This window comes from Streptomyces sp. NPDC002790 (genome assembly GCF_040295505.1).
In the GTDB taxonomy this organism is placed as follows: domain Bacteria; phylum Actinomycetota; class Actinomycetes; order Streptomycetales; family Streptomycetaceae; genus Streptomyces.
Genome location: NZ_JBEOVM010000002.1, coordinates 68,785 through 94,505 on the forward strand (window position 1 = coordinate 68,785; position 25,721 = coordinate 94,505).

At 71.6% G+C, this 25,721-nt stretch carries 28 protein-coding genes; 13 read left to right on the plus strand and 15 right to left on the minus strand.

Annotated elements, in window-relative coordinates; all coding sequences use genetic code 11:
* Nucleotides 1-73 precede the first annotated feature (73 nt).
* Nucleotides 74-718, plus strand: coding sequence for a Pr6Pr family membrane protein (locus ABT004_RS01705; RefSeq protein WP_351330758.1), 645 nt, complete (start codon nt 74-76; stop codon nt 716-718).
* A 10-nt stretch (nt 719-728) separates the two neighbouring features.
* Here ABT004_RS01705 and ABT004_RS01710 read toward each other — a convergent pair whose 3' ends face one another.
* On the minus strand, nt 729-1,199 hold the full coding sequence (locus ABT004_RS01710) for an ATP-binding protein (protein ID WP_351330759.1): 471 nt from the start codon (nt 1,197-1,199) through the stop codon (nt 729-731).
* 213 nt (nt 1,200-1,412) lie between these two features.
* On the opposite strand from ABT004_RS01710, the gene ABT004_RS01715 reads away from it, so the two are divergent.
* Nucleotides 1,413-1,826 (plus strand): hypothetical protein, encoded by a 414-nt coding sequence (locus ABT004_RS01715; RefSeq protein ID WP_351330761.1) that lies wholly within the window; start codon nt 1,413-1,415, stop codon nt 1,824-1,826.
* A gap of 96 nt (nt 1,827-1,922) precedes the next feature.
* Nucleotides 1,923-2,327: an SseB family protein gene (locus tag ABT004_RS01720; RefSeq protein WP_351330763.1), complete on the plus strand. Its 405-nt coding sequence runs from the start codon at nt 1,923-1,925 to the stop codon at nt 2,325-2,327.
* 36 nt (nt 2,328-2,363) lie between these two features.
* Here ABT004_RS01720 and ABT004_RS01725 read toward each other — a convergent pair whose 3' ends face one another.
* Nucleotides 2,364-3,740 carry a hypothetical protein gene (locus ABT004_RS01725; RefSeq protein ID WP_351330764.1) on the minus strand — a complete coding sequence of 459 codons (1,377 nt, stop codon included), beginning with the start codon at nt 3,738-3,740 and terminating at the stop codon, nt 2,364-2,366.
* 113 nt (nt 3,741-3,853) lie between these two features.
* Between ABT004_RS01725 and ABT004_RS01730 the strand changes: the two genes are divergently transcribed.
* Both ABT004_RS01730 and ABT004_RS01735 read left to right on the plus strand, forming a co-directional pair.
* Nucleotides 3,854-5,077 (plus strand): molybdopterin-dependent oxidoreductase, encoded by a 1,224-nt coding sequence (locus ABT004_RS01730; protein WP_351330766.1) that lies wholly within the window; start codon nt 3,854-3,856, stop codon nt 5,075-5,077.
* A gap of 5 nt (nt 5,078-5,082) precedes the next feature.
* Nucleotides 5,083-5,559, plus strand: a complete 477-nt coding sequence (locus ABT004_RS01735) for a hypothetical protein (protein ID WP_351330768.1) — start codon at nt 5,083-5,085, stop codon at nt 5,557-5,559.
* Here ABT004_RS01735 and ABT004_RS01740 read toward each other — a convergent pair.
* Genes ABT004_RS01740 through ABT004_RS01750 form a run of 3 tightly spaced genes read right to left on the minus strand, consistent with a single transcriptional unit; the run spans nt 5,457 to nt 7,527 of the window.
* A complete protein-coding gene (locus ABT004_RS01740; RefSeq protein ID WP_351330770.1) occupies nt 5,457-6,194 on the minus strand; it encodes a class I SAM-dependent methyltransferase in 738 nt (245 codons plus the stop codon). The genes ABT004_RS01735 and ABT004_RS01740 overlap by 103 nt on opposite strands.
* Before the next feature lie 8 nt (nt 6,195-6,202).
* Nucleotides 6,203-6,829: a TIGR04282 family arsenosugar biosynthesis glycosyltransferase gene (locus ABT004_RS01745; RefSeq protein WP_351330771.1), complete on the minus strand. Its 627-nt coding sequence runs from the start codon at nt 6,827-6,829 to the stop codon at nt 6,203-6,205.
* Nucleotides 6,826-7,527, minus strand: coding sequence for a glycosyltransferase family 2 protein (locus ABT004_RS01750; RefSeq protein ID WP_351330773.1), 702 nt, complete (start codon nt 7,525-7,527; stop codon nt 6,826-6,828). Before ABT004_RS01750 ends, ABT004_RS01745 begins: the two co-directional genes overlap by 4 nt.
* A gap of 123 nt (nt 7,528-7,650) precedes the next feature.
* Between ABT004_RS01750 and ABT004_RS01755 the strand changes: the two genes are divergently transcribed.
* The 4 genes from ABT004_RS01755 (at nt 7,651) to ABT004_RS01770 (ending at nt 11,604) form a co-directional block, all read left to right on the plus strand.
* On the plus strand, nt 7,651-8,385 hold the full coding sequence (locus ABT004_RS01755) for a response regulator transcription factor (RefSeq protein ID WP_351330775.1): 735 nt from the start codon (nt 7,651-7,653) through the stop codon (nt 8,383-8,385).
* A 6-nt stretch (nt 8,386-8,391) separates the two neighbouring features.
* Nucleotides 8,392-9,510, plus strand: coding sequence for a sensor histidine kinase (locus tag ABT004_RS01760; RefSeq protein WP_351330958.1), 1,119 nt, complete (start codon nt 8,392-8,394; stop codon nt 9,508-9,510).
* A 156-nt stretch (nt 9,511-9,666) separates the two neighbouring features.
* A complete protein-coding gene (locus tag ABT004_RS01765) occupies nt 9,667-11,130 on the plus strand; it encodes a catalase (RefSeq protein WP_351330777.1) in 1,464 nt (487 codons plus the stop codon).
* Nucleotides 11,131-11,217: 87 nt separating this feature from the next.
* Nucleotides 11,218-11,604: an ankyrin repeat domain-containing protein gene (locus ABT004_RS01770; protein ID WP_451187181.1), complete on the plus strand. Its 387-nt coding sequence runs from the start codon at nt 11,218-11,220 to the stop codon at nt 11,602-11,604.
* A gap of 27 nt (nt 11,605-11,631) precedes the next feature.
* On the opposite strand, the gene ABT004_RS01775 is transcribed toward ABT004_RS01770, so the two are convergent.
* Together ABT004_RS01775 and ABT004_RS01780 are read right to left on the minus strand one after the other, a co-directional pair.
* Entirely contained in the window at nt 11,632-12,630 is a 999-nt protein-coding gene (locus ABT004_RS01775) for an NAD-dependent epimerase/dehydratase family protein (protein WP_351330781.1), read from the minus strand.
* 52 nt (nt 12,631-12,682) lie between these two features.
* Complete coding sequence (locus tag ABT004_RS01780; protein ID WP_351330783.1) at nt 12,683-13,378, minus strand: TetR/AcrR family transcriptional regulator; 696 nt, start codon at nt 13,376-13,378, stop codon at nt 12,683-12,685.
* A gap of 107 nt (nt 13,379-13,485) precedes the next feature.
* Between ABT004_RS01780 and ABT004_RS01785 the strand changes: the two genes are divergently transcribed.
* Complete coding sequence (locus ABT004_RS01785; RefSeq protein ID WP_351330785.1) at nt 13,486-14,673, plus strand: FAD-dependent oxidoreductase; 1,188 nt, start codon at nt 13,486-13,488, stop codon at nt 14,671-14,673.
* Between the two features lie 177 nt (nt 14,674-14,850).
* Complete coding sequence (locus ABT004_RS01790) at nt 14,851-16,545, plus strand: tetratricopeptide repeat protein (RefSeq protein ID WP_351330959.1); 1,695 nt, start codon at nt 14,851-14,853, stop codon at nt 16,543-16,545.
* Nucleotides 16,546-16,897: 352 nt separating this feature from the next.
* Here ABT004_RS01790 and ABT004_RS01795 read toward each other — a convergent pair whose 3' ends face one another.
* On the minus strand, nt 16,898-17,719 hold the full coding sequence (locus ABT004_RS01795) for a class I SAM-dependent methyltransferase (protein WP_451187178.1): 822 nt from the start codon (nt 17,717-17,719) through the stop codon (nt 16,898-16,900).
* An 81-nt stretch (nt 17,720-17,800) separates the two neighbouring features.
* On the opposite strand from ABT004_RS01795, the gene ABT004_RS01800 reads away from it, so the two are divergent.
* Entirely contained in the window at nt 17,801-18,391 is a 591-nt protein-coding gene (locus tag ABT004_RS01800) for a TetR family transcriptional regulator (protein WP_351330786.1), read from the plus strand.
* A gap of 14 nt (nt 18,392-18,405) precedes the next feature.
* On the opposite strand, the gene ABT004_RS01805 is transcribed toward ABT004_RS01800, so the two are convergent.
* On the minus strand, nt 18,406-19,119 hold the full coding sequence (locus ABT004_RS01805) for an SDR family NAD(P)-dependent oxidoreductase (protein WP_351330788.1): 714 nt from the start codon (nt 19,117-19,119) through the stop codon (nt 18,406-18,408).
* A 119-nt stretch (nt 19,120-19,238) separates the two neighbouring features.
* Here ABT004_RS01805 and ABT004_RS01810 point away from each other — a divergent pair, with 119 nt between their 5' ends.
* A complete protein-coding gene (locus tag ABT004_RS01810; RefSeq protein ID WP_351330790.1) occupies nt 19,239-19,847 on the plus strand; it encodes a TetR/AcrR family transcriptional regulator in 609 nt (202 codons plus the stop codon).
* A gap of 90 nt (nt 19,848-19,937) precedes the next feature.
* Here the strand turns inward: ABT004_RS01810 and ABT004_RS01815 are convergent, their stop codons facing one another.
* The 6 genes from ABT004_RS01815 to ABT004_RS01840 all read right to left on the minus strand — a co-directional run bounded on the left by ABT004_RS01815 (nt 19,938) and on the right by ABT004_RS01840 (nt 25,519).
* Entirely contained in the window at nt 19,938-21,299 is a 1,362-nt protein-coding gene (locus tag ABT004_RS01815; protein ID WP_351330792.1) for an MFS transporter, read from the minus strand.
* Nucleotides 21,300-21,379: 80 nt separating this feature from the next.
* The gene (locus ABT004_RS01820) at nt 21,380-22,333 is read right to left on the minus strand and encodes a catechol 2,3-dioxygenase (protein ID WP_351330794.1); all 954 of its coding nucleotides are present in this window, start codon (nt 22,331-22,333) and stop codon (nt 21,380-21,382) included.
* Entirely contained in the window at nt 22,330-23,373 is a 1,044-nt protein-coding gene (locus tag ABT004_RS01825; RefSeq protein WP_351330796.1) for a PrpF domain-containing protein, read from the minus strand. The genes ABT004_RS01820 and ABT004_RS01825 overlap by 4 nt, the downstream gene beginning before the upstream one ends.
* Nucleotides 23,370-24,065 carry a 4-carboxy-4-hydroxy-2-oxoadipate aldolase/oxaloacetate decarboxylase gene (locus ABT004_RS01830; RefSeq protein WP_351330798.1) on the minus strand — a complete coding sequence of 232 codons (696 nt, stop codon included), beginning with the start codon at nt 24,063-24,065 and terminating at the stop codon, nt 23,370-23,372. The genes ABT004_RS01825 and ABT004_RS01830 overlap by 4 nt, the downstream gene beginning before the upstream one ends.
* A complete protein-coding gene (locus ABT004_RS01835; RefSeq protein WP_351330800.1) occupies nt 24,065-24,817 on the minus strand; it encodes a PIG-L deacetylase family protein in 753 nt (250 codons plus the stop codon). The genes ABT004_RS01830 and ABT004_RS01835 overlap by 1 nt, the downstream gene beginning before the upstream one ends.
* Before the next feature lie 48 nt (nt 24,818-24,865).
* Entirely contained in the window at nt 24,866-25,519 is a 654-nt protein-coding gene (locus ABT004_RS01840) for a GntR family transcriptional regulator (protein WP_351330801.1), read from the minus strand.
* Between the last annotated feature and the right edge of the window lie 202 nt (nt 25,520-25,721).

Genomic DNA, 25,721 nt, shown 5'->3' on the forward strand with positions numbered 1-25,721 from the left:
CATCACCATCACAGGACCCGTACGCGCCACGGCAGTTGACCGGGCTCACGACCTCTCCCGGCCGTGGCACGGCGTGCTGGCCGCCGTCACCGCCGCGGCACTGGTCACGCAGCTCGTGCTCGTGTTCAGCGGTCAGTCCGCCGCCGGGGCCGGGGACACCGCGGGGGATCACGCCGATGTCCTGACCCGGCTGGTGCGCATGTTCAGCTACTTCACGATCCAGAGCAATGTTCTGGTGCTGGTCTGCGCCGCGTCGTTGGTGCTTCGCCCAGCGCGGGACGGGGCGTTGTGGCGCGTGTTGCGACTGGACGCGCTACTGGGGATCACCATCACCGGCCTGGTGTACGCGATCGTCCTGGCGCCGCAGATCCACCTCGAAGGGGTCCCGATGTGGGCCACCGTGGGGCTGCACTACGTCGCGCCACCCCTGACCGTCCTGGGTTGGCTGTTGTTCGGGCCGCGCGCGCGGATCGACGCGGCGACGGCGCGGCGGGCGTTCGTGTGGCCGGTGCTGTGGATCGCGTACACGCTGGTCCACGGTGCGGTCACGGACTGGTATCCGTATCCGTTCCTCGACGTGCAAGTACGCGGGTACGGTACGGCCTTGCGCAACATCGCCGGAGTGCTGGTGCTCGCGGGCGTGCTGCTGTGCCTGTACGTGTGGATCGACCGGCGGATCACGCGGCGCCTCAAGCGGCCGCTGCCACTTGCCAGTTGATATCGGGACGTCAGCGTGCCGGAACCTCGGCCCACACGCAGTGTCCGCTCGCGAGCCTCCGGCTGCCCCACGCCCCACCGGCGAGCCGGTCCACCATCAGCAGGCCACGGCCCCGCTCGACGGAGTTCGGCGCGGAAGAGGTGCGCCGCAGGACGGCCGCGGGCAGGCCGGGGCCCCAGTCGAGGACCTCGACGCACAGCGTGCGGCTTACGGTGAGGCGCAACTGGTAGGGGCCGCGGGCGTGTTCGCAGGCGTTGGCGACGAATTCGCCGGCGACGAGGACGGCCGCGTCGACGGCGCGCGGGTCGACGGCGTACCCGTCGAGCGCCCGCCGCACCCGCTCGCGTGCCTGCGCGGCGGCGAGTTCGACCGACTGGTTCCAGGTCAGCAACGGGCGGGAGCGTTCCGCGTATGCGGGCAGCGTCTGCCGACCGTCCGCGGTGCTCTGCTCGCTCGACCCGTTCGCGCGGTAGACGTACATGACGGTTCCTCCGGATCGGTACGTGAGGGTGGCGCCCTCCCCGTGGCATTCGGCGCGACCGTGCAAGCGGCTTGGAATACGGCGCGCGACCGCTGCGCGTTCAGTGGGGGCTCCCGGGAGCAGGAACCCCCGGAACCCCCTGTCGTCACGACCCCGCCGCGTGAAAGGATGCGCGGGCACAACTCCGACACAGCACGCCCGCTGGAGGCCCGCATGCGTAGGAGGACGGGCGGGCTGATCACGACCGGTGACGGAACCGTGGTGATGCTCGCCGAAGAGCGCCCCGGCGCCGACGGTCAGTGGCGGATCACCGCCCGCACCCAGGCCGGCAGGCAGATCGCCGAGGTCCGGTTCCGGCTGTGCGAGGACTGCGCGGTCGGGCGGTTGCAGGCGATCTGGGTCGACGAGTCGTGGCGCCGCGAGGGGATCGGCCATGAGTTGCTGCGCGGCGCGATCGCCGTCGGTGACGGCTCCCGCTGGACCACCACGCTGCAGTCGTCCATGGGCCGCTGCTTCTTCGTCGCCACGGGCGCCACTGAGGGTGTGGAGCTGCTGCACGGACGGCCACTGTGCCCGCACATGATGGGGCGGTGGGGCCGGGCCTGGGCGAGACGGGCGGCGGCCTGAGCCGGTCGCCGTCGACTCCCGATCTCCCTGGCATGGACCGACACCCCCTGGGTACGCGGGGCGCCATCCGCCCGCACTCCAGAGGGGACTTCGACCATGCACGAGAACTCCATCCCGCAGAACGGCCACTCCCCCGCGCAGCAGGCGCTCAGCGCCCTCAGCCTCAATACGGAGGACCAGGGCGCGCTCGACGCACTCGCCGGCTGCGAGGTCCTCGTACCCGTGCCCGACGAGACGGGCGAGGAGCAGGATTCGGCCTCTCCCGCGCTGTCCCTGCCGGTCATCGAGCAGCCCGGCGGCGAGCAGCTCGTCCCGTTGTTCACGTCCGAGCTGCGCATGTCGGAACTGCTTCCGTTCATCTCGCGCTGCACACCGGTACCGCTGGGCGCACTCGCCTCGCGCTGGCCGACGGAGCTGTCGATGACGATCGACGCGGGTTCGCCCGACGCCCTGACGCTCAACGGAGAGGGCGTCCGGGAGCTGCTCGGCCACCGGGCCTGAGCCGGGCCGGAGCCCCGTCGTGCCACGAGCACCGCGTCACCACCCGGTGAGCACCAGGTGGTTCACGAGCAGGGCGAGTGCCACCTGTGCGGCGAGCCACGGCCTCGCCCGGGGGAGGAACGCGCAGGCGGGGACAAGCCACATCGCGAAGGGCAGCCAGATGCGTTCGGTCTCCGCCTTGCTCATGCCGGACAGGTCGGCGGCGAGCAGGGCGACGAGCGCGGCCGTCGCGAGGAGCGCGAGCCGGGCCCGGTCGCTCCCTCTGTCGTCCGGCCGGATCAACTGTCCGATGCCGTCCCGCCGGATCAACTGTCCGACCGCCCGCCGCAGCCCCGCCACCGTCGCCACACCGACGACCAGGACCGTGCACGCGAGGTTGGCCCACACCCAGTAGCCGTACGGCCGGATGCCGCCGGCGCCCTGGTAGTAGCGGGTCGTCAGCAGGTGGTACGCCTCCCACCAGTTGAACCCGGCGAGCGTGAACGCGGCCGGCACGACGACGAACCCGGCGCAGAACAGCCCCGCGAGCGACAGCGGCCGCTCCCGCACCCTCCCCCGCCCGAGGAACAGCACGGCCAGGGCGATGACCGCGAACAGCGTGAGCCCGTACGAGAGGTAGCAGGTCAGCCCGAACAGCAGCCCGGATCCCGCCGCCCACCAGAGCGAGCGCCCGCTGACCGCGAGCGCGAGGAGGGCCACCGCCCACGCCGCGACGGCGGCGAAGTACACGTCGGCCGAGACACCCATCCACACGGCGCCCGGCACGACGACCAGGAACGGGGCGGCGCGGCGCGCGAGTTCCTCCCCGGCGAGCGCGCGCACGGCGACGAGCACGGCCACGCACGCCGTCGCGCCGACGGTGATGCACCACAGGGCCGCCCATCCGCCGCCGCCGAGCCCGATGCGGTCGAGAAGGACGAAGGTGAGCGGGGCGGCGGGTGGGTGTCCGGCGGTGTGGGCGGGCCAGTGGTCGGGCGAGTCGATGAGGATGTGATGTGTGTAATCGCGCAGGGTGGCCGGGATGTCGTGGAAGCGGTCGATGACCTGTAGGTACTCGTACTTCGTGGTGAGTCGCTTCGCGATGCCGCGGTGCCAGCCGTCGATCAGGGCGAGGGAGAGGATCCAGGCGGTCGCGGTGGCCCAGGCGGAGGCGAGCAGGGCGCGCCAGCGGAGCCGGGCCGCGAGCACGGGGCCGTACACGACGATGGCGGCGGCCACCACGAGGGCGGCGGGTGTGCCGGGGCCGAGGTGCGGGAGCCACTTTCCGTACAGCGGGGGCGCGCCGACGTGCAGGGTGCCGTAGGTGTCCTCGATGTGGCGGCCGACGAGCGCGGCGGTCAGCACGAGGAGGAGCGCGGCCGCGGCGGCGTACAGGTCGCGTCGTGCGGAGGATCGGTCGGTGCGGGGGGTCACACCGGAACGTTAGGCCGCGAGGCGTCCCGCACTGCGCCGACCGGCCCTGATGTCAGCGTTTCGTCATGAGTCGTGCACACGGATTCACCCGGGTCGCGGCCTACGGTCGAGACATGCGCTCCACCCCCGCCTCGCCCTCCTTCTGGCGCAGCCCGCTGCGCGGCCCCTGGTTCACCTCCGTGCTGGGTCTGGTGCTGCTCGTCGGCATCACCGTGCTGTTCGTGACGGGCCTCGTCTCGTACGCGGCGTACAACCCGGGCCTGTCCCCGCTCAATGACAAGACGCCCGACAAGGGGATCCTCGGCTTCTACCTCTTCGCCTGGCCGACCGACCCGCACTGGCTGTACCGGCTCACGCAGGGCGTGCATGTCACGCTCGGCATCACACTGATCCCCGTACTGCTGGCGAAGTTGTGGTCGGTGGTGCCGAAGCTGTTCACGCTGCCGCCGGTCCGCTCGGTGACACACGCGCTCGAACGTGTCTCGCTGTTGCTGCTGGTCGGCGGCGGACTCTTCGAGTTCGTCACGGGGGTGCTGAATGTGCAGCTCGACTATCTCTTCCCCGGCTCGTTCTATCCGCTGCACTTCTACGGGGCGTGGGTGTTCTTCGCCGCGTTCGTGGCGCATGCGGTGCTGAAGGTTCCGGCGGCGATGCGCAATGTGCGTCGTGCACGCGAGGAGGGCGAGTTGGTGGCTCCGCGACCGGATCCGCCGACGGTTTCGCGGCGGGGTGCGTTGTGGTTCGTCGGCGGCGGGTCGCTGCTGTTGTTCGGTACGACGGCGGGGCAGAGCTTCGACGGTCCGGCGCGCCGCACCGCGCTGCTCGCCCCGCACGGCGGCGCCGACCCGGCCGAGGGCCCGAACGGCTTCCAGATCAACAAGACCGCCGCCTACGCGGGGATCGAGCGCGCGGAGACGGCCGAGGACGCGTGGCGTCTTGTCATCGTCGGACGGGCAGGCCGCACACTCCGCCTCAGCCGCGCCGAACTGTCCCAACTCCCTTTGCACAGCTCGGCGTTGCCCATCGCCTGCGTCGAGGGCTGGTCGACCTCCGACCAGTGGTGGCGCGGTGTGCGGCTGCGCGACCTCGCGGCACTGGTGGGCCACGAAGCCGATCCGCCGGATGTGCTCGTCGAGTCACTGCAACGGCGCGGCGCCTTCCGGCACGCCGCGCTGCGCGCCAACCAGGTCGCCGATCCGGGCTCACTGCTCGCCCTGTACGTCAACGGGGAGGCGCTCTCCCCCGATCACGGTTACCCGGCGCGCGTGATCGTGCCCGCCGCGCCGGGCGTGCTCAACACCAAGTGGGTCGCACGGCTCACCTTCGGAAAGGTGTGACCGTGATGTCACTCTTGCGTCGCAGCCGGTCGGGCATCCCACTGGGCAGTCCGCTTCAACTGCTGTTGCTGCTCTGCTCGTTCGCGCTCGCCGGGTACGCGGGCGTGCGTCTATTGGCCGACGACTGGTTCGGGGTGGCGCTGTGGTTGGTGGGCGCCGCCCTGGTGCACGATCTCGTGCTGGTGCCGCTGTACGCGGGTGTGGACCGGCTGCTCGTGCGCGGGTTCGCGGCGGCCGGGCGGCGGGAGCGGGTGGGGTACGTGCGGGTTCCCGCCGCCCTGTCGGGGCTGCTGCTGCTCGTCTGGTTCCCGCTGATCAGCGGGGTGGTGGACGAGCGGTACCGGTCGGCGACCGGTCGCTCCGCCGATGTGTACCTCGGTCACTGGCTGCTGGTCACGGCTGCGTTGTTCGCGGGGTCCGCGCTGCTGTTCGCGGTGCGGGTACGCAGCGCGGCGAAGCAGCGGCCGCCCACGGACCACTGATCGATGGGGCGCAGGCCGGCCCCGGCCGCGTACCGGAGCAGGGCCGGGGTGCCGAGCCGGGCCCACGGGAAGTGGTGGCCCCCGGTCTGTCCCGGCTGCTGGGCCTGTCCCGGTGAGTCGGTGACCTGCACGCTGGCGCGTTCGTCCACGTCGACGGGTGCCGACTCGGCCACCAACAGGCCGCCGGGGGCGAGGAGTTGAGCGAGGCGGGTGAGCAGGGTGTGCGGTTCGCCGCCGATGCCGATGTTGCCGTCCATCAGCAGCACGGTGTTCCAGCGGCCCTCGCCGGGCAGCGGGTCGAACACCGAGCGGCACAGCGCCTGGCCGCCGAGGCCCCGGCTGTGGGCGACGGCGGCGTCGCTGACGTCGACGCCGAGCGCGGTGCGCCCACGTGCGGCGAGTTCCGCGACGAGCCGTCCGGGCCCGCAACCGACGTCGAGCACGGCGCCCTCGCAGCGATCGAGCACCTGCCGGTCGACGGCGTCGGCCCGCGCACACCAGCGTTCGACCTCGAGTGGCAGCAGCCAGCCGTCGGCACGGCGCAGGAAGAGGGGGCCGCGCCCGGAGCGCAGGGCGGCGGAGTACGGGTCGGCGCCCGCCCAAGGGGCGGCGGGCGCGCTCACGGAGGGGCTCATGCGCGCTCTCACTGGTGCACCCCCGTCGTACATCGCGCCAGGCGTGCGGCGAACCGGCCGTGCGGCGCCTCGGCGGCCACGGCGGCGGCGTCCTCGGCGGTGTCCACGTCGCGCAGCGGCGGCAGGTCACGCACTCGCAGGCCCGCCTCGACGAGCCGGGCGCGCTGTGCGGCGCCGGTGTACGCCGTGGACATGGGCACGCCGCGCAGCAGCCCCGGGTCGGGGTCGGCCAGGCCGAGGGCCCAGAAGCCGCCATCCAGCGCCGGGCCGAACCAGGCGTCGCAGTCGGCGAAGTCGACGGTGAGCAGACCGGGGTCGACCTGCGGGGTGTCCATGCCGACGAGGAGCGCGGGCCCGGAGCACCCGGCGAAGGCGGCCGCGAGGCGTTCGTCGAGGCCGCCCGCGCACTGCGGCACGACTTCGAAGCCGGGTGGCAGCCAGGGCCCGGGCTCCCCGTCGAGGACGAGGACGCGGCGGGCGGCCGGGGCCAGGGCGACCGCGTCCAGGGTGTCGGCGAGCGCGGCCTCGGCGAGGTCCGCCGCCTCCTGGGGTGTGAACGGCGGGGTGAGGCGGGTCTTGACCCGGCCGGGGCGCGGCTCCTTGGCGATGACCAGAAGGTCGTAGGGGGCACTCACCGGACGCTCCCTTCCCGTTCTTCCCGTTCGGGCGTCTCGCCCAGTACCCGGCTCATGTCGCGCACCGCCTGCCAGGTGCCGCGCCAGGTGCCGGTCACCTTGGAGGCGCCGGTGCGCGGCAGGTACGGCACGTCGTGCTCGGCGATCCGCCAGCCGGCGTCGGCGGCGCGCACCACCATCTGCAGGGGGTAGCCGCTGCGCCGGTCGGTGAGGTCGAGTCCGAGCAGCGCCTCGCGGCGTGCGGCGCGCAGCGGCCCGAGGTCGTGCAGGCGCAGGCCGGTCCTGCGGCGCAGCATGCGGGCGAGCGCGAGGTTGCCCGCGCGGGCGTGCGCGGGCCAGGCGCCGCGCGCCGTCGGGCGGCGCCGTCCGAGGACCAGGTCGGCCTCGCTGTCGGCCACTTCGCGTACGAAGGGGACGAGCAGGCCGGGGTCGAGGGAGGCGTCGCAGTCGCAGAAGCAGACGATGTCGGCGTCGGACGCGGTCAGGCCCGCGTGGCAGGCGGCGCCGAATCCGCGCCGTTCCTCGCGCACGACCTGGGCGCCCAGGGAGCGGGCGATCCCGGCGGAGCCGTCGGTGGAGCCGTTGTCGACGACGAGGGCTCGCCAGTGCGGCGGGATCCGATCGAGGACCCAGGGCAGGGCCTCGGCCTCGTTGAGACAGGGAAGGACCACGTCGACGGTGGTGGGTGGGCTTGTCACAGGTCCCACCCTACGATCCCGATTCCGACATTTCGGGTGCTAGATCCTTACGAAACACGGACGTCGACCGCTCGGGCCCGGCCGGGACGCCTCGGATGCCCGGCGCGGTGCGAGGCTGGTGACATGCAGCAGCCATACGAGCCCACGGGTCCGGCCCCCGACGACGGCGCGAGCCGCGTCCTCGTCGTCGACGACGACCCCACCGTCGCCGAGGTGGTGGCGGGATACCTGGACCGCGCCGGCTACCGGGTGGACCGCGCAGGCGACGGCCCCGCGGCTCTGGCACGGGCCGCCGCGCACCGGCCCGACCTGGTGGTGCTCGACCTGATGCTGCCCGGCATGGACGGCCTGGAGGTGTGCCGCCGAATGCGTGAACGCGACCCCGTCCCGGTCATCATGCTGACCGCGCGCGGCGACGAGGACGACCGGATCCTCGGCCTGGAGGTCGGCGCGGACGACTACGTGACGAAGCCGTTCAGCCCGCGCGAGCTGGTACTGCGCGTGGAGTCGGTACTGCGCCGCGCCCGCCCCGCCACCGCCCGGCAGAGTCCGCTGCGCGCGGCGGGCCTCACGGTCGACCCGGCGGCGCGCCGGGTCACGCGGGACGGCGTCGAACTCGCCCTGACACTGCGCGAGTTCGACCTCCTGGCCTTCTTCCTGCGCCATCCGGGGCGGGCGTACGGCCGGGAGGACCTGATGCGCGAGGTGTGGGGGTGGGAGTTCGGCGACCTGTCGACGGTCACGGTCCACATCCGCCGGCTGCGCGGCAAGGTCGAGGACGATCCGGCGCGCCCGCGCCTGATCCAGACGGTGTGGGGCGTGGGCTACCGCTTCGAGCCGGTGGACCAGGTGGTCTGAGTGACCGTGCACGACATCCTCCTCATGGCCCTGTACGCCTTCGCGGGCGCGGCCGCCACGGGCCTTGCCGGGGCGGGTGCGCTGCGGCTGCTGCGGCGGCACTCGCTGACCGCTTCGCTCGCCGTGGTCGCCACGGTCGGCGTGGTGGCGACACTGGCGGGAACGCTCGCCGTGGCCTGGGCGATGTTCCTCTCCCCGCACGACCTGACCGTGGTGACGCTGGTGGTGGCGATGGCGGCGGCCGTCTCGCTCGTGACCGCGCTCGTCCTCGGCCGCTGGGTGGTGGCCCGAAGCCGTGAACTGGCCGTCGCCGCGCGCTCGTTCGGCGACGGCGGCGACTTCGCCGCGCCCGCCGCTCCGGCCACCGCCGAGTTGGAGGAGCTCAGCCGGGAGCTGGCGGCGACCAGTGCCAAGCTCGCCGCCTCCCGGGAGCGCGAGCGGGCCCTGGAGACCTCGCGGCGCGAGCTGGTCGCCTGGATCTCGCACGATCTGCGCACCCCGCTCGCGGGTCTGCGCGCCATGGCGGAAGCCCTTGAGGATGGCGTGGCCGCCGACCCGGACCGCTATCTGCGCCAGATGCGCACGGACGTCGAGCGGCTCAACGACATGGTGGGCGACCTCTTCGAGCTGTCCCGCATCCACGCGGGCGCCCTGCCGCTCGCGCCGGCCAGGATGTCCCTGTACGACCTGGTCAGCGACGCGCTGGCGGGCGCGGACCCACTCGCCCGCGAGCACGGAGTGCTGCTCGTTGGCGAGGAGGTGGAGCCGGTGCCGGTGGAGGTCGACGGCAAGGAGATGAGCCGGGTCCTGGGCAATCTCCTCGTCAACGCGATCCGGCGCACCCCTGCGGACGGCACGGTCGCCGTCGCCGCGCACCGCTCGCCGGAGGGTGTGGTGGTGTCGGTGTCGGACGCCTGCGGCGGCATCCCCGAGGAGGATCTTCCGCGCGTCTTCGACACCGGCTGGCGCGGCACCCACGCCCGTACACCCCCGGCGGGCGCGGGCCTGGGCCTCGCGATCGTGCGCGGCATCGTGGAGGCGCACGAAGGCCGGGCCACGGTCCGCAACATCCCGGGTGGCTGCCGCTTCGAGGTCACACTGCCGAGCACCTCCGCGCCGTTATGACCGCCGGGGGCGTGGCCTGGAACCCACCTCTGACTGGAACCCACCCCCGTCTGGAACCTCACTTGACTTAGACAAAGTCCAAGATAGGATTCGAAGCATTCCGGGTCGCGCTCCCGGCCACAGGAGCAGGCCCCGGCACTACGTAAGGAGCCAGCCTTGCCCGAGAACAACCAGAAGCCGCTGACCACGGTCGCGGGAGCACCGGTTGCGGACAACCAGAACTCCATGACCTCCGGGCCGCGCGGCCCGATGCTGCTGCAGGACGTGTGGTTCCTGGAGAAGCTCGCCCACTTCGACCGCGAGGTCATCCCCGAGCGCCGTATGCACGCCAAGGGCTCCGGCGCGTTCGGCACCTTCACGGTCACGCACGACATCACGCGGTACACGACCGCGAAGATCTTCTCCGAGGTCGGCAAGAAGACCGACATGTTCGCCCGGTTCTCCACCGTCGCCGGTGAGCGCGGCGCGGCCGACGCCGAGCGCGACATCCGCGGTTTCGCCCTGAAGTTCTACACGGACGAGGGCAACTGGGACCTGGTCGGCAACAACACCCCGGTGTTCTTCTTCCGCGACCCTCTGAAGTTCCCCGACCTGAACCACGCGGTGAAGCGCGACCCGCGCACGAACATGCGCGACCCCGAGAACAACTGGGACTTCTGGACCAACCTCCCCGAGGCCCTGCACCAGGTCACCATCGTGATGTCGGAGCGCGGCATCCCCGCCTCGTACCGGCACATGCACGGCTTCGGCTCGCACACGTACAGCCTGATCAACGCCGAGGGCGAGCGGTTCTGGGTGAAGTTCCACCACCGCACCCAGCAGGGCATCAAGAACCTGACCGACGCCGAGGCGGAGGCCCTGGTCGGCAAGGACCGCGAGTCCCACCAGCGCGACCTCTTCGACGCGATCGAGAACGGCGACTTCCCGAAGTGGAAGCTGTTCATCCAGGTCATGCCGGAGGCCGACGCGGAGAACTACCGCTTCCACCCCTTCGACCTCACGAAGGTCTGGTCGAAGAAGGACTACCCGCTGATCGAGGTGGGCGAGTGGGAGCTCAACCACAACCCCGACAACTACTTCGCGGACGTGGAGCAGGCCGCCTTCACCCCGGCCAACGTGGTGCCGGGCATCAGCTACTCGCCCGACAAGATGCTCCAGGGCCGACTGTTCTCCTACGGCGACGCGCAGCGCTACCGGCTCGGTGTCAACCACCACCAGATCCCGGTCAACGCGCCGAAGAACCCGGTGAACTCCTACCATCGCGACGGCGCCATGCGCGTCGACGGCAACCAGGGGGCCACGCCCGGCATCGAGCCCAACTCGTACGGCCGCTGGCGCGAGCAGCCCGCCTACCGCGAGCCGAGCCAGGCCGTGGGCGCCGTCGCCGACCGGTTCAACTTCCGCGAGGACGACGACAACTATTTCGAGCAGCCCCGCAACCTGTTCCGGCTGATGAGCGCCGAGCAGCAGCAGGTCCTGTTCGCGAACACGGCGCGCGCGATCGACGGCGCGTCGCAGGCGACCGTCGAGCGGCACATCGCCAACTGCACGCAGGCCGACCCGGCCTACGGCGAGGGCGTCCGCAAGGCGATCGAGGCCCTGGCCGCGGGCGAGCTCTGATCGCCTGCGCAGGAAGCCCGGCGTGCGGAACACTCCGCACGCCGGGCCCGGCACACTCATCCCGTACGTCCCTCAGGAGTGGTACGTGTGAACAGCGGCGCACTGACGCCCGAGCAGACGGAGCGGGTGGTCGCCCTCGCCCAGGACCTGGCGCGCGAGGGCAGCACGGCCGAACTCGTGGAGTTCGTGGAGCACGGTCTGCCCGTGGACGTGACCGACGCGCAGCACAACAGCCTGCTGATGCTGGCCGCCTACCACGCTCACGCCGACACGGTGCGCGCCCTGCTCCGGCTCGGCGCCGACCCGGACCTGCGCAACGCCCGCGACCAGTCACCCGTCGCCGGGGCCCTGTTCAAGGGCGCGGACGACGTGGTCGCGGTGCTGCTCGAAGCCGGCGCGGACCTCGACGTCGGCACCCCGACGGCGCGCACCGCGGCGACGATGTTCGGGCGCGAGCACCTGCTGAGCCGCTGAGCACATTACTGGCCCGCCGGTCGGCGCTCACCGTTCCATCGCGGCGCGCGCGAACTCCCGTACTCCGTCGGCGAATTGCACCTCGGGCTTCCATCCGAGCTCGGCACGGAGCCGCGCCGAGTCCGCGGTGATGTGCCGGACGTCGCCGAGCCGGTACTCCCCCGTCACGACGGGCTCGGGCCCGCCGTACGCCGCCGCGAGCGCCGACGCCATCTCGCCGACGGTGTGCGGTGTGCCGCTGCCCGTGTTGTAGGCGCGCAGCGCGCCCGGCTCGGCGTCGGCCTCAAGCGCCACCGCGTTGGCCTCGGCCACGTCCCGTACGTGCACGAAGTCACGCCGCTGGCTGCCGTCCTCGAAGACGCGGGGGGCCTCGCCGCGGGCGAGCGCGGAGCGGAAGAAGGAGGCGACACCGGCGTACGGGGTGTCGCGGGGCATCCGGGGCCCGTACACGTTGTGGTAGCGCAGCGAGAGCGCCGTCCCACCGCTCGCCCGCGCCCAGGCGGCGGCCAGGTGTTCCTGCGCGAGCTTGGTCGCGGCGTACACGTTGCGCGGGTCGACGGGGGCTTCCTCGCCCACGAGGCCGGGCGCCAACTCGGCTCCGCAGTCGGGGCACTTGGGCTCGAACCGCCCCGCGTCCAGGTCGGCGGCGTCGCGCGGTCCGGGCCGTACGACCCCGTGCCGCGCGCAGGCGTAGCGCCCTTCCCCGTAGACGACCATCGACCCGGCGAGCACGAGCCGCGACACACCGGCCTCGGCCATGGCGGCGAGCAGCACGGCCGTGCCGAGGTCGTTGCGGGAGACATACTCGGCGGCGTCGGCGACCCCGTTGCCCAGACCCACCCTGGCCGCTTGGTGACACACCGCGTCGACACCCGCCAGGGCGCGGGCGACCGCGTCGGGGTCGCGCACATCGGCGTCGGGGTCCTCCCGTACGTCGAACACGACGGGGTCGTGCCCGCGCGCGGTCAGCGCCTCGACGACATGGGACCCGATGAACCCGGCACCGCCGGTGACCAGAACTCGCATGCCGCCACGTTAGATCCCTCGGCCCCGCACACCTCGGCAACGGGCCGATGTGTCACGACTCCGTAAGACTCCCGGCGCCGTATGCGCCGATGCCCATCAGGATGAGGTCGATACCTGCGAGGAACTGTTCTCGGTCGTCGTGCTCGGGCAGTTCCGCCGCCACCTGTCGCAGGAACGGGTGGCGCGCGGCGTCGAGTTCCGTCCACCGTGCGGCGATCCCGCCGAGGAACGTCGAACGGTCGGTCCCCACAGGGAGCGGGAGGCGGGCGTTCGCGGCGTTCTGGGCGGCGGCCCCGAGGACGTAATTCAGCAGCGCGGACGCGGAGTTGAGCTGCTCGGACCGCGGAACGCCCAGTTCCTGGAGCCGGCCTCCCAGGCCCTCGAAGATCTGCAGCAGCGCGGACCCCCACGGCTCGCGGGAGAGCTGGGTCCCCACCCACGGATGCACGTCGATCGCGTCGAAGACGCCGAGCGCCAGGGCCCGGATTCCCTCCCGCGGTTCCTCGCCGCGGCCCACGTCCGTCACGACGCGCGTGACGACTCCGTCGGTGGCCGCCGCGAGCAGCTCGTCCTTGTTCGCGACGTGCCAGTAGATCGCTCCGGCGCCGGTCGCGAGCCGCGCCGCGAGGGTGCGGAAGGTGAGCCCCTTCTCGCCCTCGGTGTCGAGAATCCCGATCGCCGCCTCGACGATCCGCTCCTTGGAGAGCGCGTCGGTGCGCCGCTCTGCCCGCTGTGCCCTGGTCGCCATGCGTCCCATTTTGACACGACTGGAACATTGTTCCAAACTGGCATTGGAACGACGTTCCAGTCGCTCCTTGAATCCCGATGAACCCTCTTCCCGGACGGAGCAAGATCATGAAAACCACCACACCCACCACACCCACCACCATCGTCGGCGCGGGCCTCGGCGGACTCGTCCTCGCCCGTGATCTGCACGTTCACGGCATCCCGGCGACCGTCTACGAAGCCGATCCCTCGCCGGACTCCCGCACGCAGGGCGGCCAGCTCGACATACACGAGGCCGACGGGCAGGCGGCCCTCGCGGCGGCCGGGCTCACCGAGGAGTTCCGCGCGATCATCCACGAGGGCGCCGAGGCGCTGCGCGTGCTCGACCAGCACGGCAAGGTGCTGCTCGACGAGCCCGACGACGGCAGCGCGAAGCGCCCCGAGGTGCTCCGCGGCGACCTGCGCCGGATCCTGCTCGACTCGCTGCCCGAGGGCACGGTCCAGTGGGGACGGAAGATCACCGGCGTCCACCCGCTCGGCGACGGCCGCCACGAGCTGGCCTTCGCCGACGGTTCGACCGTCACCACCGGCCTCCTCGTCGGCGCCGACGGCGCCTGGTCCAAGGTCCGCCCCCTGGTCTCGGACGCCACCCCCGCCTACACCGGCACGACGTTCGTCGAGACCTACCTGTACGACGTCGACGAGCGGCACGAGGCCGCCGCCGGGGCGGTCGGCTCCGGCGCCCTGCTCGCCCCCTCCCCCGGCAAGGGCATCAACGCGCACCGCGAGGCCGGCGGCATCATCCACACGTACGTCCAACTGGCCCGCTCCGCCGACTGGTTCGCCGACATCGACTTCACGGACGCCGCCGCGGCCAAGGCCCGCATCGCGGCCGAATTCGAAGGCTGGGCACCGGAGTTGACGGCGCTGATCACGGACGGCGCGGCCGCCCCGGCCGCGCGCATGATCCACACGCTGCCCGACGGACACCGCTGGGACCGCGTGCCGGGCGTGACGCTCCTGGGCGACGCCGCGCACCTGATGCCGCCGTCCGGCGACGGCGCCAACCTGGCGATGTTCGACGGCGCCGAACTCGGCGCCGCGATCGCCGCACACCCCGGCGACGTCGAGGCGGCGCTCGCGGCTTACGAAGAGGCGATGTTCGCCCGCACCTCCGGCTTCTACGAGGACGCGCGTGAGATTTTGGACCTCTGCCTCGGCGACCGAGCCCCGTACGCGCTCGTCGACTTCTTCACCAGCGCCGGTGGGCCCGGAACCGGTGAGAAGGAGACGGCATACGACGCCGCGCGAGCCTGACCCCGGCGAAGCCCACCGAAGGGCGCCGGCGATGCTCCTCCCCACAGGTCCGGCGACGCCCCTGACCCCCGCGCCATGCGTGCGCCGCCCATGGTGCGGCGGCGGCCTTGGCGGGACAATGTGCCGGAACCGACCCTCTCCGGGACGGACCCGGCAGACTCGTCGAAGGCGGCGCCCGTGAACGACGACGGCTATTACGACCTGGGATCCTTCCACCGCGATATCACCACGGGGTCACCCGAGGCGCAACGGTGGTTCGACCGGGGCCTGTTGTGGGTGTACGGCTTCCACCACGAGGCGGCCGCCGACTGCTTCGAGCGGGCCATCGAGGCCGACGAGCAGTGCGCCATGGCCCACTGGGGCCTCGCCTACGCGCTCGGGCCGAACTACAACAAGCCGTGGGAGGCGTTCGACGAGCGTGATCTGACGTCGACCGTCGAGCGCACGCATCACGCCGTCCAGCGCGCCACGCTCGCCGCCGCACGCGCCACACCCGTCGAACAGGCGCTGATCGACGCCCTCGCGTCCCGCTACCCGTCGGCCGGTCCCGCGCCCGACCAGTCCGTGTGGAACGAGGAGTACGCGCAGGCCATGGGCAAGGTCTACGCGAACCATCGGGAGGACCCGGATGTCGCGACGCTGTACGCCGACGCCCTGATGAACCTCACGCCCTGGCAGCTGTGGGATCTGCCCACCGGCCGCCCCGCCGAGGGCGCCCGCACCGTCGAGGCCCGGGAAGCTCTCGAACGCGCGCTGGCACGGCCCGACGGCCGCGACCATCCCGGCCTGCTGCACCTCTACATCCACCTCATGGAGATGTCACCGACGCCCGAGCAGGCGCTCCCCGTCGCCGACCGGCTCCGGGGCCTGGTGCCCGACTCGGGCCATCTGCACCACATGCCCACGCACATCGACGTGCTGTGCGGCGACTACCGGCGCACCATCGCGGCCAACACCCGCGCCATCGAGGCGGACGAGCTGGCGCTGGCCCGCGACGGTGCGATGAACTTCTACACGCTCTACCGCTGCCACAACCTCCACTTCCGGCTCTACGCCGCGATGTTCGCGGGCCAGGCGGAGGTGGCTCTCGACTCCGTGGACCGGCTCGAGGCGGCGGTCCCCGAGGAGCTGATGCGCGTCGACTCCCCGCCCATGGCCGACTGGCTCGAGGGCTTCCTGGGCATGCGGGTGCACGCCCTGGTGCGCTTCGGCCGCTGGCAGGACCTCATCGACCTGCCGCTGCCCCACGACCCGGATCTGTACTGCGTGACGACGGCGATGACCCACTACGGCCGGGGCCTCGCCCTCGCCGCGACGGGCCGTACACGGGAGGCGGCGGCCGAACGCGCGCGCTTCACGGCGGCCGTCGAGCGGGTGCCCGAATCCCGCACCGTCTACAACAACACGTGCCTCGACCTCCTCGCCATCGCCGCGGCGATGCTCGACGGCGAACTCGCCTACCGGCGCGGCGACTTCGACCAGGCATTTACGGACCTCCGCCGCGCCATCCACCTCGACGACACCCTCCCCTACGACGAGCCGTGGGGCTGGATGCAGCCGACCCGCCACGCGTACGGGGCGCTGCTCCTGGAGCGGGGCAGGGTCACGGAGGCCGCCGCCGTCTACGCCGCCGACCTGGGCCTCGACGACACCCTCCCCCGCTCGCTGCGCCACCCCAACAACGTCTGGGCCCTGCACGGGTACCACGAGTGCCTGCTCCGGCTCGGCCGCACCGCGGAGGCCCGGATCATCGCCCCGCAGCTGACGACGGCGCTCGCGGTGGCGGACGTCCCGATCCGCTCGTCGTGCTACTGCCGCCTGGACCCGGCGAGCCCCGGGGAGAACGACGACTGCTGCTCAGGCTCCGCATAGCGACACCTCCCCCACTGATCCGCTCACTCCTGCTCCTCCAACAGGCAGAACCCGCCGCCACGGCAGTCACCGCACACCTCCCCCTCGCGCCTCCCGCTCCCGTGGCAGGCCCCGCACAGCCCGTCGTGCCACGTCGTCCCGTCCAATGCGTGGTGCGGGCGCGGATAGTGCGTGTCGGGGAGCACGCACTCCACCTGTGTGTCCGGATGCCGCCGGACACACAGGTCCCCACCAGGCTGCCGACGCCGACCTTCCTCTGTCATGACTGCTGCTTCCCCTTCCGTTACGACTCCAGGGAAGCACCCACCACTGACAATCGGGCTCCGCCGGGCCCGCATCGACGGCCCCGGGGTCAGACTTCGGCACGCTCCGCCGTGACCACCACCGCCGTGTACGGCAGGGTGAACCCGCCGCCCATCGCATCGATCGCGGCGCCCGTGCGCGCGAGCAGCCCCTCCAACTGCTCCGGCCGGTACGTGCCCGCCTCGCCACTGGTGCGCATCTGTTCCAGCCACGCGTCGCGGGTGTAGGTGGCCTCCCAGTCGAAGCGCCACTCCTCGGGTTCGCCGAACCGGGCGGTGTCGCGCAGACCGTCGGCGACCTTCGTGAAGATCGCGCCGTACGCGTCGAGGGTGGGGCGGTCCCACGGGTTGCGCGGCGAGTCGGGCAGGGCTGCGCGGTGGGCCGCGGCGAAGGCGGCCGCGAGGCCGGGGCCGGGGCGGAAGACGTTCCAGAAGAGGGCGAGGCGTCCGCCGGGCCGCAGTACGTCGGCGGCCTTCGTGGCTCCGGCGACCGGGTCGACCCAGTGCCAGGTCTGTCCCGCGACGACCGCGTCGAAGGTGCGGCCCGCCGCGTCCCAGGTCTCGAACCTGCCGACCTCCACGTCGAGTCCGCGGCCGCGGGCGTACTCCGCCATGCGCGCGTCGACGTCGACACCGAGGACGGTGCTGCCCGCCGCCCGGAACTGGCGGGACACGATGCCGGTGCCGGCCCCGACGTCGAGGACGTCGGGGCCGGGCGCGGCGGCGGCGATCCGGGCGACGAGGGCGTCGGGGTAGCGGGGCCGGGTGCGGTCGTAGCGCTCGGGGTCGGCGCCGAAGGACTCGGCCATGGCGCGCGCCTTGTGCGGTTGGTTCGCAGCGGCCTCAGTGGGCTTCACGTCACGAGTGGGCATGCGCCCACCATAGTGGGCACTCGCCCACTCTTCTACTGTTGCCGCAGTCAGACACCCGAGTCGTACGAAGGAGAAGCGCAGGTGCCGACCGGTGTGGCCATACGCGATGTGCGCGAGCAGCTCTTCGACGCGGCCGAGCGCGTCCTCATGCGGGACGGGGCCGCCGCGCTCACCAGCCGGGCGGTCACCACGGAGGCGGGCTGCGCGAAGGGCGTGCTGCACCGCCACTTCGCCGACTTCGACGCCTTCCTGGCCGACCTCGTCATCGACCGCGCGGGCCGCATGGAGGAACGGGCCGCCGCGCTCGTCGCGTCCGCCGGCACCCGTACCGTCGTCGACGTCCTCACCGAGGCGCTGGCGGACCTGTTCACCCCGGTCGTCGTCGCCATGGTCGGCCTGCTCACCTTCCGCGACGGCCTGCGCGCGCGGCTGCGGGCGGCCGGACGCCCCGGTGTGACGGTCCTCGCGGACGCCACCGCCATGCTCCGCTCGTACCTCGAAGCGGAGCGCCGGGCGGGCCGATTGGCGCCCGGCACGGACATCGACTCGCTGGGTCTCACCCTGATCGGCTCGGGCCACCTGCTGTACGCGAACCGGGAGGACGGCCCGCCCGCGGAGGCGGATGTCCGCCGCGTCGTCACGTCCGCCGTCGCCGGGGCGCTTCCCCGCTAGCGGCGGGCGGCCCGTCAGGCGCCGGCATGCACGCCGATGCCGCCGGATACCGCGAGGTTCTCGCCGGTGATGTAGCCGGCGGCGTCCGAGGCCAGGAAGGCCACGGCCTCGGCGACCTCGGAGGGAGCGCCGACGCGGCCGAGCGGGACGCCCTCACCCCATGAGTCGATCATTTCCCGGGTGACACCCAGCTTGCTGTAGGCAGGGGTGTCGATCAGCCCTGGGCTGACGGCGTTGACACGGATGCGGCGCGGGGCCAGTTCGAGCGCGAGGGACCGCACGAGGGGCAGCAGGGCGCCCTTGGCGGCCGCCATGGCGGCTCCGATCCCTTCCCCTGCTCCCACGGTGAACACGACCGACGCCCCCTCCCCGAGGAGCGGGAGCGCCTTTTGCAGGGTGAAGAAGTTGCCCTTGACATTGATGTCGAACAGGGCGTCGAAGGCGTCCTCGTCGGTCGACTCCATCGGGCCCGGCCGGGAAATCCCGGCGTTGAGGAACAACAGGTCGAGCGAGCCGAACTCCCGGCGCGCCAGATCCATCACGTGGTCGAGGTCGGCCAGGGACCGCGCATCGGCCCGAACGACCTTGATGTCTTCGGGGAGGCCGGCCCCGGCGACATTGCTGACGCCGGTGACCATGACGCGGAAGCCGCGCGAGCGGAGCAGTTCGGCGGTCGCCTTGCCGATGCCGCTGGTTCCACCGGTGATCAAAGCTGCAGGTGCAGACATGGTGCGCCCCTCTATGTGCTGCCCGAGGTAGGTAGGAACTGACAGCCTACGCCTACCTGACAGTCACTGCCAAACATCACGCGACTGCCACCCTGGCAGCGCTGGGATAGCCTGAGCCCATGAAGCAGGAAGCCAAGACGGCGGCAGGCGCACCGGCGACACTCTGGGACCGGACGCGGCAACTGGCCTCGCAGGAGATCCTCGAGACGGCCCTGCGACTCTTCACCGAGCAGGGCTACGACGAGACGACCACCGCCCAGATCGCCCGGGAGGCCGGCGTCTCCCAGCGCACCCTCTTCCGCTACTTCGGCACCAAGGAGGACCTCCTCGGCGGAGGCCAGGAACAGTTCGGGCGCGTCCTGACGGACACGATCGACGCACAGCCCGCCGAAGCCGACGTCTGGGACACCCTGCGCGCGGCCATCGTCGCCGTACTGGCGCTGCACGACAGCCGCGAGCAGGCCCTGGAGCGGTTCCGGCTCCTGCACAACACCGCCTCGCTGCGCGCCGGTTGGCTCGAGAAGCGGATGCGACTCCAGGAGGACGCACTGCCGCTCATCGAGGCACGCATGGGCATCGCCCCCGGCAGCGCGAACCCGAGGGCCCGCGCGGTGATCGCGACGGCGTTCGCCTGCCTGGACGCCGCCTCGATGACGTGGGTCGCGGGCGGCGGCAAGGGCGACATCATCGACCTGTACGACACGTCCCTGGCCGCGGTGCGCGACTGACCCCAGGTACGCGGCCAACACCTGTACCTAAACGCACGCGATGCGGCCCGGTCCCATTCAGGGACCGGGCCACATCGCCGTGTCATCGGGTCAACCGGCCAGCGCCGGCGCCCCGTTCCGGTCCCCGCTCCCCCGCTTCGCCCCGACCCTGATGGTGAGCGCGGCCAGCGCCATCATCACCGCGCCGAACACGGCGGCCACGGCGAACATCGAGAAGCCCAGGTCGGCGTGGCCCGCCGCGAGCAGCTGGCCGCCCATCCACGGGCCGAAGACGGCGCCGAAGCGGCCCATGCCGGAGACCCAGCTGAGCGCGGTGGGCCGATCCTCCTCCAGGTGGTGGGAGCCGACCGTCGCGTACACCATCGTCTGGCCGCTGAACAGGAGCAGCCCGGCGAGGAAGACGACGCCGTACAGCACGGCCACCGACATGTGCACGCCCATGAGGTAGACGAAGACCGCGGTCAGCGCGAACCAGAGGATGACGATGCGGCGCGGGCCGATCAGGTCGGCGAGGCGGCCCGCGACCAGCATGCCGACGATGCCGCCGACGTTGAGGAACGTCGAGAAGAGCAGCGAGTCACCGGTGTCGTATCCGAGGTCGCCCATGATCTTCGGCAGCCACTGGCCGACCCCGTAGACGAGCAGCAGGCCCGCGAAGGACGTCAGCCAGAAGCAGAGCGTCGTCAGCCACTGGCGGCCGCGGAACAGGGACTTGATGCTCTCCAGCTTGTCGGCGGCGTGCCCCTTGGGCTCGGGCAGTTCGAGGCCGTATCTGCCCGCGAGTGCCTGCGCGTCAGTGGTGCGGCCGCGGGTCAGCAGGTTGGTCGGCGACTCGGGCAGCAGCTTCAGGGCGAGCGGCAGGAAGATCAGCGCGGGTATCGCGCCGACGAGGAACGCGGAGCGCCAGCCGAAGTCGTCGATCAGCCACAGCGCGAGCAACGGGGCCACGGCGCCGCCTGTTTGATGGGCCGTCATGATGACACCGGTCGCGAGCGCCTTGCGGGCGCCGGTCGTGAACTCCATGCCGTACGAGATGGCGATCGGCAGCAGCGCGCCGAGGCCGAAGCCGCACACCAGACGGAAGAAGCCGAACACCCCGGCGCTCTGCGCGAATCCGCAGCCGACGGTGGCGATGGTGAAGACGACGACCGAGGTGAAGACGGTCTTGCGGCGGCCCACCCAGTTGCTGACGGTGCCGGACAGGATGGTGCCGATCAGCATGCCGAAGGTGGTGTAGCTGCCGATGTCACCGGCGGTGGCGTCGGTCAGGCCGAGCGCCTTCGACCCGAGCATGTGCGGCAGCGCGGACCCGTAGATGAACGTGTCGATGCCGTCGATGAACACCAGCGCCCAGCACAGGGCGATGACGATGGCGCGGCTGCGGCGGGAGGGGTCCTCGGCGGGTGCGGAGGCCACGTTTTTGGGCAGGGCGGAGCGGTAACGCGAGGACATCGTTGTTCCTCTCGTCCGGGCTGTCCGGTGGCGGCCCGGTCATCAATGGGTGGGTTGGGGTGTGCGGGGACGTTTGGCGGTCAGGGCTTGATCGGCGGCGTTCCGTGGGTGTGGAAGGATTCGATGGTCTTCAGACCCCAGGCCTGGCCCTTCTTGCGCTCTTCCTCGGTCCAGGTGATCAGCGGCCAGTCGGGCGCGAGGACGAGGCGGGTGAGCGGGTTGCACAACTCGATGCGGTTGCCGCCGGGTTCGTAGACGTAAAGGAAGAACGTCTGCTGGATGGCGTGCTTGTGCGGGCCCGTCTCGATGAACACGCCGCTGTCGATGGCGAGATCGGCGGCGCGCAGGATGTCCTCGCGGTTGTCGGTCGCGAAGGCGATGTGGTGCAGGCGGCCGTTGGCGCCGGTCCAGTCCTCGGTGTAGACGACGTCGTACGACTTGTTGGTGAAGGTCAGCCACTTGCCCGCGATGCGGCCGGTGTCGAGCTGGATCTGCTCGGTGGGGCGCGCGCCGAGGACGTCGGAGTGGAAGTCGGCGTTGAGGGCGACGTCCGAGGCCAGGAAGTTGACGTGGTCGAGGCGGCGGACACCGACGCCGCGGTTGGGCTTGGCCTGCGGCTGGTTCTTCAGGGCGGGCTTGAGCTCGTCGGGCGCCTGGTAGTGCTCGCTGTCCCAGTAGAGGGCGAGTTCGTGGCCGTCCGGGTCGGTGGTGACGAACAGCTTGCCGAGGCCGGGCTCGTCCTCGGTCCAGTGGCCGGTGCCGCCGGACTCCTCGACCGCCTTGACGCGGCGTTGCAGTGCTTCCTCGCTGGAGGTGCGCAGTGCGATCCGGCCGAGGCCGGGCTGGTCGCGGGCGGTGAGGACGAGGCTGTGGTGCTCGTAGTCGTCGAAGGTGCGCAGGTAGACGGTGTCGTCGCGGCGGTCGCAGACGGTCAGGCCCAGGAAGTCCGTGAAGAAGCCGACGCTGGCGTCCAGGTCCGGGGTGAACAGCTGGGCGTGGCCGATGTGCGCGATGTCGCCGAGGGGCGGGGTCATCGGGGTTCTCCTGACGTGCGTGCGGGGCGCGGGAAGACCGTGCCGTCGAAGAGTTTGCGGGCCGTGCGGACGACGGCGGTTCTGCGGGCCGCGGGAAGGCCGTCGGGGCCCGTGGTGATGCTGCTTTCGATGTCGGTGGAGCCGGTGGGGTGCTCGATGCGCAACCGGTCGCAGTCCGAGGGCGGTTGGGCGATGCCGTTCGCCACGCTGCCCTCGATACGGAGACCTGCCGCGACGCTCGCGGCGCCGAGCACCCCGATGGCGGTGTGGCAGCGCACCGGGATGAAGGTGCGGGTGGTGACAGCGCCGCCGTGGCGGGGCGAGGCGAGCAGGGTCACTTTGGGGACGGTGGTGTCGGAGACGTCACCGAGGCCCATCAACTCCCCTGCCGCGAGCCGGATGTCACGCACCCGCGAAGCCAGCTCGGCGTCCGCCTCCAGCTCCTGCGGGTCCTCGTATCCGGTGACCTTGAGGGCATCGGCGGGGACGAGCACGGTCGGCATGCCGTTGTCGACGCAGGTCACCTCGACGCCGGCGGCGGTGTCCCGGAGGTGCCCGGTGGGCAGCAATTGCCCTTCTCCCGGCGGGAATTCGATGACCACGTCGACGCCGGCCGCGGGGCTTCCCGAGAACGTGGCGGTCGCCCGGTCACCGGAGTTCACCATGCGGATTCGGACCGAGGTCCCCGTCTCCCCCGCGGGCACCAGGCCCCGCTCGACCGCGAACGGGCCGATGCCGGAGAGGATGTTTCCGCAGTTCTGACGGTCCAACACCACGGGTTCGTCGACGCCCACTTGGAGGAACAGGTAGTCGACGTCGGCGTCCGGATCCTCCGAAGGTGACACCACCGCCACCTTGCTGGTGAGGGGGTGGGCGCCGCCGATGCCGTCGATCTGGCGCGGGTCGGGGCTGCCCATCACCCGCAGCAGCAGGTCGTCACGGGCGGCCGGTTCGGCGGGCAGGTCGTCGGCGAGGAAGTAGGCGCCTTTGGAGGTACCACCGCGCATCACCATGCAGCGCAGCTCCTCGGGCCCGGTCACGAGGTGTGCTCCTCGTACGTGCGGTACTCGACGCCGAGCCGCTTGAGGGTGTCGCGCAACCCGTAGCGGTCCAGGCCGAGTTGGCCCTCCAGGAAGGCGGCGCGGGTGGCGGCCTCCTTCTCCTCGCGGGCCTGCGACTTCTCGGCGGCCTCGCGGGCGCGCTCGCGGGGCACCACCACCACACCGTCGTCGTCCGCGACGATGACATCACCGGGACGGATGGTCTCACTCCCGATGACGACCGGTACGTTGACACTGCCGCCGGTCGCCTTCACGGTGCCCTGCGCGGAAACGGCCGCCGACCAGGCATGGAAGCCCATCTCGCGCAGCTCGACGGTGTCCCGGATCCCGGCGTTGGTGACGATGCCACGCACGCCCCGCTTCTGGAGCGCGGTCGCGAACAGCTCGCCGAACATGCCGTCGGTGGACGGCGAGGTGGTGGTGACGACGAGGATGTCGCCCTCGCCGCACTGCTCCACGGCCGCGTGGATCATGAGGTTGTCGCCGGGCCAGGACAGCACGGTGACGGCGGTGCCGGCGATGCGGGTGTCCTGCTGGTTCGGGCGCAGGTGGTGGCCGAGGAGGCCGGTGCGGCCCATCGCCTCGTGGACGGTGGCGACTCCGTATCCGGCGAGCGCCTCGACGTCCTTGGCCTCGGCCTTGGGCGGGTTGGTGACGATGACGCCGGGCATCAGGAGAGCTCCTTCGCGATCTGCGGGTACGGGCGCATGTACGCCTCGGCCATGGTCTTGTGGGCGAGCCCCAGGTTGGGCCCGGCGTTGCGCTTGAGCTGCACACCTCGGCGTACGGCCAGGTCGGTGTAGTACTCCCACAGGTGCTGCTGGGCGCCCAGGCACTCCATGGCCTTGCGCTTGGTGTCCCAGACCTCGGTGATGTCGAGGAGGACCTCCGGCTTGAAGCCGCTCATCTCGGGCTGGTGCGGCTCGAAGTAGAAGACGGGCGGGGCGCCGATGATCTCGCCCTCGCCGGGGTAGCCGATGGCCTGCGCGAGGATGCGGGCCTGGAGGGCCATGCGGTTGGCGGCCGGGTGGTCGCCGTTGTACGGGTCCTCGACGGTGTGCGTGAGCACGACGTCCGGCTGGGTGTCGCGGTAGACGGCGACCAGCTGGTCGGTCAACTCGGCGCTCTCCAGCAGCGGGTAGTCACCGGCGTCGAAGAAGTGGACGTCGGCGCCGAGGGTGGCGGCGGCCCGCTCCGCCTCGTCGCGGCGCAGCGCCTTGATCTCGTCGAGCTTCTTGCCCTCCCGCCAGGCCCTGGCTGACTCGCCGCGCTCCCCGAACGTCAGGCACGCGATGCTCACCTTCTCGCCGCGGGCGGCGGCGAGCGCGATGGCACCGCCGGCCCGCCACACGAAGTCCCCGGCGTGCGCGGTGACGACCAGGGTCGATCGTGGCGGGGTGGCGGGCGCGTGGCCGTTGGTCATTGCTGCATCTCCTTGGTGACAGGTGTGCGCCCGTCCCCCGATGCGGCGTCAGTCGGCGCGCAACACGCCGATCACACTGCGGAGGTGGGCGCGGACGGCCGTCTCGGCCGCCTGCGGATCCCTGGCGCGGATCGCCTCGATCATCGCCAGATGCTCGCCCAGGGACTGCTGCGAACGCCCCGGACGCAGCGCCAACTGGAAGCGGTGTCGCACCAGTTGGGCGTTGAGCCGCTCCAGGAGGGTCACGGCCGTCTGCTGGCCTGAGATGTCCCGGATGCGGGCGTGCAGCTCGTGGTTGAGGTCGGAGTAGGTGAGCGGGTCACCATCGGCGACCGCCTTGGACATGGCGTAGCCGAGTCCGGTGAGCTCGTCGAGCTGCGCGTCGGTGGCCTCCTCTGCCGCCTTGGCCGCGCACAGCCCTTCGAGTGCCATCCGGCACTCGGTGATCTCCACGGCCTCCTCGACCGTGACGACCCGCACCCGCGAGCCGCGGTTGCGGATCCGCTCGACCAGGCCTTCCCCGGCCAGTTCGAGCAGCGCCGCACGGATGCTCGCCCGCGTCACGTCGTACTGTTCGGCGAGTTCGTTCTCCACCAGCCGCTGGGCCGGTGACATCTCGCCGCGCAGAATCGCCGCCCGCAGCTGATCGAGCGCGTACTGCTTGGCCTGCTCTCCGGAGCCCGGACGGGCTTCCTCCGGCATTTGCCCTCCCTGAGTGAGTGCGTGTCGACGCTAAATCTAGGCGAACGAAATTGTCAACGATTTTGTTTGCAACTCATTCCCACTTCACAGGAATGGAACCGCACCGCGCGTTCACCTCGCGTACGCACCCGCTTGGGGCGACACCCCCTCCTCCCTCACGCCAAGATCACAGAATGTCTCCGCCATGTACGCGACATGAAGG

Coding starts and splice junctions, on each gene's coding strand:
- ABT004_RS01710 (WP_351330759.1), bottom strand. CDS start 1,199: ATGTACGTCTACCGCGCGAACGGGTCGAGCGAGCAGAGCACCGCGGAC.
- ABT004_RS01715 (WP_351330761.1), top strand. CDS start 1,413: ATGCGTAGGAGGACGGGCGGGCTGATCACGACCGGTGACGGAACCGTG.
- ABT004_RS01720 (WP_351330763.1), top strand. CDS start 1,923: ATGCACGAGAACTCCATCCCGCAGAACGGCCACTCCCCCGCGCAGCAG.
- ABT004_RS01730 (WP_351330766.1), top strand. CDS start 3,854: ATGCGCTCCACCCCCGCCTCGCCCTCCTTCTGGCGCAGCCCGCTGCGC.
- ABT004_RS01735 (WP_351330768.1), top strand. CDS start 5,083: ATGTCACTCTTGCGTCGCAGCCGGTCGGGCATCCCACTGGGCAGTCCG.
- ABT004_RS01740 (WP_351330770.1), bottom strand. CDS start 6,194: ATGAGCCCCTCCGTGAGCGCGCCCGCCGCCCCTTGGGCGGGCGCCGAC.
- ABT004_RS01755 (WP_351330775.1), top strand. CDS start 7,651: ATGCAGCAGCCATACGAGCCCACGGGTCCGGCCCCCGACGACGGCGCG.
- ABT004_RS01775 (WP_351330781.1), bottom strand. CDS start 12,630: ATGCGAGTTCTGGTCACCGGCGGTGCCGGGTTCATCGGGTCCCATGTC.
- ABT004_RS01780 (WP_351330783.1), bottom strand. CDS start 13,378: ATGGCGACCAGGGCACAGCGGGCAGAGCGGCGCACCGACGCGCTCTCC.
- ABT004_RS01785 (WP_351330785.1), top strand. CDS start 13,486: ATGAAAACCACCACACCCACCACACCCACCACCATCGTCGGCGCGGGC.
- ABT004_RS01795 (WP_451187178.1), bottom strand. CDS start 17,719: ATGCCCACTCGTGACGTGAAGCCCACTGAGGCCGCTGCGAACCAACCG.
- ABT004_RS01805 (WP_351330788.1), bottom strand. CDS start 19,119: ATGTCTGCACCTGCAGCTTTGATCACCGGTGGAACCAGCGGCATCGGC.
- ABT004_RS01810 (WP_351330790.1), top strand. CDS start 19,239: ATGAAGCAGGAAGCCAAGACGGCGGCAGGCGCACCGGCGACACTCTGG.
- ABT004_RS01815 (WP_351330792.1), bottom strand. CDS start 21,299: ATGTCCTCGCGTTACCGCTCCGCCCTGCCCAAAAACGTGGCCTCCGCA.
- ABT004_RS01820 (WP_351330794.1), bottom strand. CDS start 22,333: ATGACCCCGCCCCTCGGCGACATCGCGCACATCGGCCACGCCCAGCTG.
- ABT004_RS01830 (WP_351330798.1), bottom strand. CDS start 24,065: ATGCCCGGCGTCATCGTCACCAACCCGCCCAAGGCCGAGGCCAAGGAC.
- ABT004_RS01835 (WP_351330800.1), bottom strand. CDS start 24,817: ATGACCAACGGCCACGCGCCCGCCACCCCGCCACGATCGACCCTGGTC.
- ABT004_RS01840 (WP_351330801.1), bottom strand. CDS start 25,519: ATGCCGGAGGAAGCCCGTCCGGGCTCCGGAGAGCAGGCCAAGCAGTAC.